Source organism: Vreelandella sp. L-15, from assembly GCF_056857635.1.
On record NZ_JBSXNN010000051.1, the window covers coordinates 1 to 8,855 of the forward strand.

General features: G+C 56.6%; 8 protein-coding genes and 1 pseudogene. 3 read left to right on the plus strand and 6 right to left on the minus strand.

What is annotated here, in order from left to right; genetic code table 11:
* Nucleotides 1-256: 256 nt before the first annotated feature.
* The gene (locus AC13CY_RS06830) at nt 257-646 is read right to left on the minus strand and encodes a DUF4168 domain-containing protein (protein ID WP_054641526.1); all 390 of its coding nucleotides are present in this window, start codon (nt 644-646) and stop codon (nt 257-259) included.
* Nucleotides 647-792: 146 nt separating this feature from the next.
* Between AC13CY_RS06830 and AC13CY_RS06835 the strand changes: the two genes are divergently transcribed.
* Nucleotides 793-1,716, plus strand: a complete 924-nt coding sequence (locus AC13CY_RS06835) for a DMT family transporter (protein WP_089676021.1) — start codon at nt 793-795, stop codon at nt 1,714-1,716.
* A gap of 118 nt (nt 1,717-1,834) precedes the next feature.
* A pseudogene (locus AC13CY_RS06840) lies at nt 1,835-2,471 on the plus strand (EAL domain-containing protein).
* Nucleotides 2,472-2,501: 30 nt separating this feature from the next.
* On the opposite strand, the gene mtgA reads toward AC13CY_RS06840, so the two are convergent.
* The 4 genes from mtgA to AC13CY_RS06860 all read right to left on the minus strand — a co-directional run bounded on the left by mtgA (nt 2,502) and on the right by AC13CY_RS06860 (nt 6,057).
* The gene (gene mtgA, locus AC13CY_RS06845; RefSeq protein ID WP_062373953.1) at nt 2,502-3,218 is read right to left on the minus strand and encodes a monofunctional biosynthetic peptidoglycan transglycosylase; all 717 of its coding nucleotides are present in this window, start codon (nt 3,216-3,218) and stop codon (nt 2,502-2,504) included.
* A 10-nt stretch (nt 3,219-3,228) separates the two neighbouring features.
* Nucleotides 3,229-4,083 (minus strand): S-formylglutathione hydrolase, encoded by an 855-nt coding sequence (gene fghA, locus AC13CY_RS06850; RefSeq protein WP_062373955.1) that lies wholly within the window; start codon nt 4,081-4,083, stop codon nt 3,229-3,231.
* 83 nt (nt 4,084-4,166) lie between these two features.
* A complete protein-coding gene (locus AC13CY_RS06855) occupies nt 4,167-5,276 on the minus strand; it encodes an S-(hydroxymethyl)glutathione dehydrogenase/class III alcohol dehydrogenase (RefSeq protein ID WP_058577505.1) in 1,110 nt (369 codons plus the stop codon).
* A gap of 88 nt (nt 5,277-5,364) precedes the next feature.
* Entirely contained in the window at nt 5,365-6,057 is a 693-nt protein-coding gene (locus AC13CY_RS06860; RefSeq protein WP_244154989.1) for an MBL fold metallo-hydrolase, read from the minus strand.
* Between the two features lie 117 nt (nt 6,058-6,174).
* Between AC13CY_RS06860 and AC13CY_RS06865 the strand changes: the two genes are divergently transcribed.
* Complete coding sequence (locus AC13CY_RS06865; RefSeq protein WP_483052401.1) at nt 6,175-7,062, plus strand: LysR family transcriptional regulator; 888 nt, start codon at nt 6,175-6,177, stop codon at nt 7,060-7,062.
* Here AC13CY_RS06865 and AC13CY_RS06870 read toward each other — a convergent pair.
* Entirely contained in the window at nt 7,059-8,426 is a 1,368-nt protein-coding gene (locus tag AC13CY_RS06870) for an L-serine ammonia-lyase (protein WP_172514801.1), read from the minus strand. The genes AC13CY_RS06865 and AC13CY_RS06870 overlap by 4 nt on opposite strands.
* Between the last annotated feature and the right edge of the window lie 429 nt (nt 8,427-8,855).

Here is an 8,855-nt window from a genome sequence, read left to right on the forward strand (position 1 = left end):
GTTAACTTCCTATGGCTTCCTTCAGACCCCACCGTTGGCCAGTGACGCCCTTGCCAGTCGGATTGTCTTCCCCTCAGTCGGGGTGACGCCATCTTCTTTCAGATGGCCGGGTTTGCCGGCTTCGCCGGGCAAACAAAAAAGCCCAACGCATGTACGTTGGGCTTTGGTCGGCTTGCGGCGTGACAGTTACTTCGCACGTTAAGGAAAATCTGTCACTATCCGCATAGCCTCAGATGAATCACTTAAGAAATGGCGCTTATGACTGGTTAGCCATCTCTTGAACGCGCTGCATCATTTCTGGATCTTGCTGGATGGATTGACCGATAGCATTGAACGTGTCGACGTCCAAGCCGCTATCTTCGACGACTTCGATCATGCGGTCGTTAGCTTCAGCGCGAACTTCCTGTTGTGTGGCTTCGTCTTCTGCTTCCTGCAGACGCTGGGTGTACTCTTGCGAGATCACGGCGATTTCTTGAGAAGCATCGGCGAACTGCTGTAGCTGCTGATCAGAAAAATCCTGAGTCGGGGCTTGTTGAGTAGCCATTGGGTCTTGCGCTTGACCGTCGGCTTGTTGGGCGTGAGCGGTGCCCGCCATCAGACCCGTCGCAAGAAGTGCAGCAGAGAACAGAGCAGTCATACGTTGCATGGTAAGAAACCTCATTGACGCGTTATGAATGTGCCCAGTGTGACGCGTCGTTTGGGCGCTGGTTCAATCTTTTATGTAAAATCAAGTAACAAAAAGAACAAAACATAAGTTATTCACGCAGCGACTCATGCTGCTATAGGAGAATTATGTCTAGTATTTTCAATGCTTTAAAAGAAAAAGACGCCGCCTCTCTCGGGCTTGCCGCCATGCCTGGTATCTTCGTTCTTTTATGGAGCACGGGCTTTATTGGCGCAAAATTTGGCCTCCCTTACGCCGAACCCTTCACCTTTTTGTTCCTCCGCTTCGTACTCACCCTACTGCTACTGACTCCCTTGATATGGATAATGCGAATTTCATGGCCTTCATCACCTACGTTATGGAAACATATCGCGGTATCGGGTTTGCTGGTTCATGGCACCTACTTAGGCGGTGTATTTTACGGTATCTATTGGGGCATGCCTGCGGGTCTGGCCGCGCTTTTGGTTGGCCTGCAGCCACTCCTCACCGCCGCCTGCGCAGGACCGCTGCTCGGCGAGCGGTTGACCAGACGGCAGTGGTTAGGCCTGTTGTTGGGATTGGTCGGCATCAGCTTGGTTCTGGGCAGTAAGCTGGAACTCGGCAGCACGCTCTTTAGCGGCTTTGGGATGGGCGCATTGGTGAGCGTGATGGCTGCCCTAGTGGGTATCTCGCTTGGCACGCTGTATCAAAAGCGCTACTGCACCAGTATGCCCTTGCTGTCCGGCGCGGTGATTCAGTACATAGCAGCTGGTGTGCTCTTAGGGTTTGGCGCCCTACTGTTCGAAAGCCGCGAGGTTGAGTGGAGTATGACGTTTATTCTAACGCTTGGCTGGCTCGTGCTGGTTCTCTCAATTGCCGCTATCCTGCTATTGATGGCCTTGATAAAGAAGGGGGAGGCTTCTCGTGTAGTAAGTCTCTTTTATCTGGTGCCTCCAGTCACGGCACTTCAGGCGTGGTGGCTATTCGATGAGCGTTTGCCGCTGCTGGGATTGGCAGGCATGGTCATTGCCATTATCGGCGTGGTCATGGTGGTACGCCCCTCGACGACATAATTCGATACGAAAAAAACGAATCTTCCAGGGCTTGGAAAAAATGACTGCACAACCTCACTGCGCCTGGGCCGACGACGTTTGCAACCGATGCGATACCCCAGTTCCCTTTTCGTTTACGATGGCCTTTCAACCGATAGTAGATGTGACTCAGCGGCAGGTGGTTTATTACAAAGCATTAGTGCGTGGCATAAACGGAGAGTCGGCCTTTTCGATCCTCAGTCAAGTGACCGATGAGCTAATGTACCGCTTTGATCAAGCTTGCCGGGTAAAGGCAATCGAACTTGCCAGCGAGCTGGGCATGACTGAACGGCTTTCGATTAACTTTCTGCCTAATGCTGTGTACGAGCCGGAAGCCTGCATTCAATCGACGCTAGAGACATCACGCCGGGTCGGCTGGCCAACTGAGCGGCTCAATTATCGACAGCTATCGCCGTATGGGCTTTACTACGTCGCTGGATGATTTCGGCAACGGCTACGCGAACTTGGACCTACTGACGGACCTTCACCCCGATACGCTAAAAATCGACCGCGAACTGGTGATGGAGTGCGATAGCAATAGCCGCCGCCAAGCCATTCTGAAAAGCATGGTGGCACTGGCCCGCACCCTGGGTACCCAGCTAGTGGCGGAGGGTGTCGAGACCCGGGAAGAGTCGCGCTGCCTGTTGGCGCTGGGTATTGCCGTGCAGCAAGGCTATTACTTTGCCCGCCCAGAGGTGGGCAAACTGCCCACCGTGGCGCTGGAAAAGTATGACTAGAAAAACCTATGGTTCGTTAGTTGTGAACGATTAAAGCCGTTCAAGATAGGAAGTGCCGCCTAAATTACGCATTTGCTGGCGAATCCATTGGCTGCGACGCTCTACCTGGGCGTCGGGCCTAGAGGCACTGCGATTCCGAGGATTGGGTAAAATGGCGGCTAGCAGGCTTGCCTGCCTCTCGGTCAAGGCACTTCCGGAAGCACCAAAGTAGTGGTCGGCGGCAGCTTCCAGCCCAAACACCCCGGTATCCCACTCGGCCACGTTCAGGTACACCTCCAGAATCCGCTGCTTGCTCCAGAAGGTTTCGATCAGCAGGGTGAACCAGGCCTCCAGCCCTTTGCGCAGCCAGCTGCGCCCACTCCATAGGAAAACGTTCTTGGCCGTTTGCTGGCTGAGCGTACTGGCCCCCCGCAGCCTCGAGCCATCGCGGCTGGCCTCCCAGGCACGACGCAGCTCTACCACATCGAAACCTCGATGAATCGGGAAGCGTTGGTCCTCGGCGGCAATCACCGCCAGCTTGGCGTTATTCGAGAGATTCTCCCAACTACGCCACTGGCGCTGAATATCAACCGGTTCGCTGTTTATCCAGCTTTGCACCTTACGTTCAACCATCACCATGGAGCCCGGTGGCGGAACAAAGCGAAATAGCAGCACCAGGGCAACGGAGAGCACCACGAAGCCAAGCGCACCACGCCAGATAAGACGCCATAACAGACGAAGAAAACGGCGCAGCGCGCGATTGAGCATCTCGGAATCCTTAGCGTTTCATGAGGTGTTCCGCATGATAGCGCAAATGGTCCTCAATGAACGAGGCGATAAAGAAGTAGCTGTGGTCATAACCTGGCTGGCGACGCAGCGTCAGCGGGTGGTCATGCTCTTCACACACGGCTTCCAAACGCTCGGGCATCAGCTGCTCTTCCAAGAACTGGTCCGCTTCGCCTTGGTCGATAAACAGCCGCTGGCGGGACGCCCCGTTGGCCACTAGCTCGCAGGCGTCGTACTGGCGCCAGCGGGACTGGTCATCACCCAGATAGCTGGTGAACGCTTTTTGCCCCCAGGGGCAGTTCATGGGGTTCACAATCGGCGCAAAGGCCGAGACCGAACGGAACCGGCCAGGATGGCGCAGGGCAAGAATCAGCGCCCCATGGCCACCCATGGAGTGACCGCTGATAGATTCGCGCCCATTAACGGGGAAGTGCTGGCGCACCACCGACGGTAACTCTTCAATCACGTAATCGTACATACGGTAGTTGGATTTCCACGGCGCCTGGGTGGCGTTCACGTAGAAACCCGCCCCGGAGCCAAGGTCATAGCTATCGTGCTCGCCGGGGAGATCGGTGCCACGCGGGCTGGTATCCGGACAGATAATCGCCACGCCTAATTCGGCGGCAATGCGGTGCGCGCCAGCCTTCTGCATAAAGTTTTCGTCGTTGCAGGTCAGGCCCGATAGCCACCATAACAGCGGAACACGCTCGTTTTCTGCCTGGGGTGGCAGGTACACGGCGAAGACCATGTCGCAATCCAGCGCCCGGGAGTAGTGGCGGTAGCGCTTGTGCCAACCGCCGCAGCTGCGGTTGGCCGACACCAGTTCTAAAGTTTCACTCATGCTCATGGGGCAGGCTCCTTCAGAAGATGAAAACGCGGCGGGTCTCCCCTACCGCGTTCGTTTATCTGGTTTCTTTCGCTAGATGATACTCAGTAATGCAGGACGGTACGAATGCTCTTGCCTTCATGGAGCAGATCGAAAGCTTCGTTGATCTTCTCAAACGGCATATCGTGGGTGATAAAGTCGTCGATGTTGAGCTCGCCATTCATATAGCGATCCACGTAGCCCGGTAGCTCGCTACGGCCTTTCACACCACCGAACGCCGAGCCTTTCCAAACGCGGCCTGTCACCAGCTGGAAGGGACGGGTTGAGATCTCTTCGCCTGCGCCTGCCACGCCGACAATGATCGATTCACCCCAGCCTTTGTGGCAGCACTCAAGCGCTGAACGCATCACGTTGACGTTGCCGATACACTCAAACGAGTAGTCGACGCCGCCATCGGTCATATCAACGATGACCTGCTGGATCGGGTCACTGTAATCTTTGGGGTTGACGAAATCAGTCGCGCCGAACTGCTTGGCCAGCACAAATTTGTCTGGATTGACATCAATCGCGATGATTTTAGAAGCTTTCGCCATCACCGCCCCCTGAATCACCGCCAAGCCAATGGCACCCAAGCCGAACACGGCAACGGTAGAGCCGGGCTCTACTTTCGCGGTATTCATAACGGCACCAATACCCGTGGTAACACCGCAGCCCAGCAGGCAGATTTTATCCATCGGCGCTTCTTTGGAGACCACCGCCAGCGACACTTCCGGCAACACGGTGTACTCACTAAACGTGGAGGTGCCCATGTAGTGGTGCAGCATTTTGCCGTCTAGCGAGAAGCGTGATGTGCCGTCTGGCATGACACCTTTACCTTGGGTCGCACGTACGCTACCACAGAGGTTGGTTTTACCTGAGAGGCAGAATTTACACTTGCCGCACTCGGCGGTGTAGAGCGGAATAACGTGGTCACCAGGTTTCACGCTGGTAACACCTTCGCCTACTTCTTGAACAACGCCCGCGCCCTCGTGGCCCAGTACGGCTGGGAAGTTGCCCTCAGGGTCGGCACCGGACAGCGTAAAGGCGTCTGTGTGACACACGCTGGTGGCGGCCATTTTCACCAGCACTTCTCCCGCCTTCGGGCCTTCAACATCAATCTCAACCAGCTCAAGCGGCTTACCCGCTTCTAATGCAACCGCAGCACGTGATTTCATGGTCACTCCTAGCTAAAGTTTATTGACTATCGTTTAAATGTCTGTGAGTGAGCACGCCGTGGCGCACTCGACTTACCAAGGGTGTGGATTACTCGCTATCGCGGGCGATAGGCGCAAACTCAATGGGCAGCCAGCGGTAGCCTTCTTCGTCTTCGACGATGTGACCGATGCCCGGGAACGGCATGTGAGCACCGGCCACCCAGTGCTTCTCATCGACCGCTCTCTCCAGCACCGCTTCACGTGTGTGTACCGCTTGCTCGGGGTCGGAATCGAATTCGATGGCAACGCTTGGGTCAGCAAACTGCACGCCGTAGCTGTGGACGACATCGCCCCATACCAACATGGCGTCGTCACCACTATTGAGCATAAAGCTCGCATGGCCCGGCGTATGGCCGTGAGCATCCCGCGCAACGATGCCCATCAGCAGCTCATCGCCTGGCGCAAAGGGGCTGAATCGGCCAGCCTCTTGATAGGGCGCCACGGCCTCTTGCGCCATGGTAAAGAAGGCACGCTCCTCCTCTGGAAGCGCTTGAGAGCGCTCTTCGTCCAACCAGAAGTCAGCGTCGCCTTCGCTGGCGCGCAGCTCGGCATTGGGATAGACCGCCTCACCGTTCTCATCCACCAAACCGCACACATGGTCCGGGTGCAGGTGGGTCATCAAGATCGTATCGACCTGTTCCGGTGTATAGCCCGACGCGCGTAAGTTCTGCTCGACCTGGCCCAGAGTGGGACCAAAGCACGCCGTGGCCAGCGTGAAGAGATCATCGACATCATCAAACACTCCATGAAAACGCGAGATAGACCTGAAGTGTAGGTCAGCTAGGCGAGAAAGATAAAGCGGGATACACTCACAAGATTATTGCTCCTGAGCAACAATCTCTTTAATTAAGGGTTCGCCATGCAGCGCTGGGATCGTATCGAAGCCTTCGTCGAGGTGGTCAGGCTGGGCACCTTTTCCGCCGCCGCTCGACACCTCAAAGTCTCTACCTCGCATATCAGCCGTTTGGTCAGCCAGCTAGAGAACCAGCTAGGCGTGCAGCTACTCTACCGCACCACGCGGCAGATTCGGCTGACCGATGCGGGGGCGCTTTACGTGGAGCACTGCCGCCATTTGTTCGATGGGCTGCGTGATGCCGAGCAGGCGATCAGCGAGCTGCAGGCCAAACCCCATGGGCTACTAAAACTGACCTCGGCAACGACTTTCGGCGAGCGCTACGTTGCCCCGCTAGTCAATGACTTCCAGCGCCTGCACCCTCAGCTCGAAGTACACATGCACTTCACCAATCGCCCGGTGGAGTTGATCGAAGAGGGTTTCGACATCGCCATTCGCATGGGGGTGTTGAAAGACTCCAGCCTGATTGCCCGGCGGCTGTGCGGACGCCGCGAATACGTGGTGGGCTCACAGGCCTATTTTCGTCAGGCGCCCCGTCCCCACACGCTGGGCGAGCTGAGCCAACACCGCTGCCTGCTGGGGTCGCGCCCCAACTGGCTGTTCGAAGTGCACGGTCAGCGGCGAGAGGTCAAGGTAGAGGGGTGCTGGAGCAGCAACTCGGGGCCTGCCCTGCTGGATGCCGCCCTCAAAGGGCTGGGGCTCGCCCAGCTGCCGGATTACTACGTGGCGCCTTATCTGGCCAGTGGAGAGTTAGTGTCGGTGCTGGAGCCGTTCCAACACCACGACACGGCGGTGTGGGCGGTCTACCCGCGCCACCGCCACTTATCGCCCAAGATTCGTCAGTTGGTCGACCATTTGGTCGACCATATCGACACTCTGTTACCCGCTCATTAGCATTCGATGGCATTGACTGCGAGACCACCTTTCGAGGTCTCTTTGTACTTATCCTGCATATCGCGACCGGTATCGCGCATGGTGCGGATCACCTTATCCAGCGAGACAAAGTGGTCGCCGTCACCGTGTAACGCCATGCGGGCGGCATTAATCGCCTTGACAGACGCAATCGCGTTGCGCTCGATACAGGGCACCTGGACGAGTCCTGCCACTGGGTCGCAGGTCAGCCCCAAGTTATGCTCCAGGCCAATTTCCGCAGCGTTTTCTACCTGCCGCGGCGTACCGCCCAGCACTTCGGCCAGCCCGGCCGCCGCCATGGCGCAGGCAGAGCCCACCTCCCCCTGACAGCCTACTTCAGCGCCGGAAATTGAAGCGTTCTTTTTGCATAGAATGCCCATGGCACCGGCAGTCAGCAAAAAATTCACTACATCGGCATCGCAGGCGTCCGGCTCGAACTTTAGATAGTACGCCAGCACGGCGGGCACGATACCCGCGGCACCGTTGGTAGGCGCGGTCACCATCCGCTTACCAGCGGCATTCTCTTCGTTCACTGCTAGCGCAAACAGGTTGACCCAGTCCATCACGGTAAAACTGGTCACAATCAGGCGCTGATTGTCGGGCGGCGAGAGCAATTGCTGATGCAGTGAATGGGCGCGGCGGCGGACATTTAAGCCGCCCGGTAGGCGCCCGGTGGCCTCCAGGCCATTATCAATGCTCTGGCGCATGGCGTGCCAGATGGTGAGTAATTCGTCACGTATCGCGGCTTCGCTACGCCAAGCTTTCTCGTTTTCTAACATCAGCTCGCTGATGCTTAGGCCGTGCTGCTGGCACAGTGTCAGTAACTCATTTGCTGACTCAAAGGGATAAGGCAACGCTGTTTTGTCTTCATCCAGCCCGCCTCGGTCAGCGCAGGCCTGGTCCACATAAAATCCACCGCCCAGGGAGTAATAGGTGTTCGTACTGATCACCGTATCTCCTTCATACGCCGTGAGTACCATGGCGTTAGGATGAAACGGCAGGCAGGCCTCATCCCATTCGATATCACGTGCGCGCTGAAACGCTAGCGCTTGGCCGTTGGGAAGCCTCAATGGCTCGCTGTTATCCAATGCGGCTAAGCGCTCGGCGATAGTATCAAGGTCAACCGCCTCTGGCGTCTCGCCCATCAACCCCATCACCACGGCATTATCAGTGCCGTGACCGACACCAGTCGCTGCCAGCGAGCCGTGCAGCCTTACCACAACACGGCTGACCTTGGGCGCTGTCAGCGCCATGACGAAATCTCGCGCTGCCCGCATGGGCCCAACGGTATGTGAGCTGGATGGGCCAATGCCAATCCGAAACAGATCAAACACACTAATTGCCATAAAAGTGCCTGCCCCTAGAGGTAATTATTACGCTTCTTGTAGCGCTACTTTGTAGCCTAACCGGCTAGCCGTCGAGCAATTCTCAGCTAGTTAGACGTGCGAGCATAGAAATGTGACGATATAATTAACATTCACCCCTGCATGTTTGTTTGCCTCCCGTAACATTTTATCTCCGATAAGGGCACTGGTATGTCACCATCTCCCCCCTGGGCGATTAGCTTTCGCACCGCGCTACTTCGTGCCACGCTCTACACGCTAGCGATTGGCGGCATTGCTCAAGGTGGCTTCCTAGCAGTCTGTCGGACTTGAGGTTAATGGATGAGCTGAGGCGTGGGTTCTTCACCCCCCCCTGTGTTGGTGTTGGTGCTGTTGTGTGGCTCTTAACCTGCCCCTCAGCTTCTGCAAGGCGGTTCTGACGCCTTGCCTGCT

Excerpts from the sequence above, each read along its gene's own strand:
- AC13CY_RS06865 (WP_483052401.1), top strand. The coding sequence starts at position 6,175 with ATGCAGCGCTGGGATCGTATCGAAGCCTTCGTCGAGGTGGTCAGGCTG.
- AC13CY_RS06855 (WP_058577505.1), bottom strand. The coding sequence starts at position 5,276 with ATGAAATCACGTGCTGCGGTTGCATTAGAAGCGGGTAAGCCGCTTGAG.
- fghA (WP_062373955.1), bottom strand. The coding sequence starts at position 4,083 with ATGAGCATGAGTGAAACTTTAGAACTGGTGTCGGCCAACCGCAGCTGC.
- AC13CY_RS06870 (WP_172514801.1), bottom strand. The coding sequence starts at position 8,426 with ATGGCAATTAGTGTGTTTGATCTGTTTCGGATTGGCATTGGCCCATCC.
- AC13CY_RS06835 (WP_089676021.1), top strand. The coding sequence starts at position 793 with ATGTCTAGTATTTTCAATGCTTTAAAAGAAAAAGACGCCGCCTCTCTC.
- mtgA (WP_062373953.1), bottom strand. The coding sequence starts at position 3,218 with ATGCTCAATCGCGCGCTGCGCCGTTTTCTTCGTCTGTTATGGCGTCTT.
- AC13CY_RS06830 (WP_054641526.1), bottom strand. The coding sequence starts at position 646 with ATGCAACGTATGACTGCTCTGTTCTCTGCTGCACTTCTTGCGACGGGT.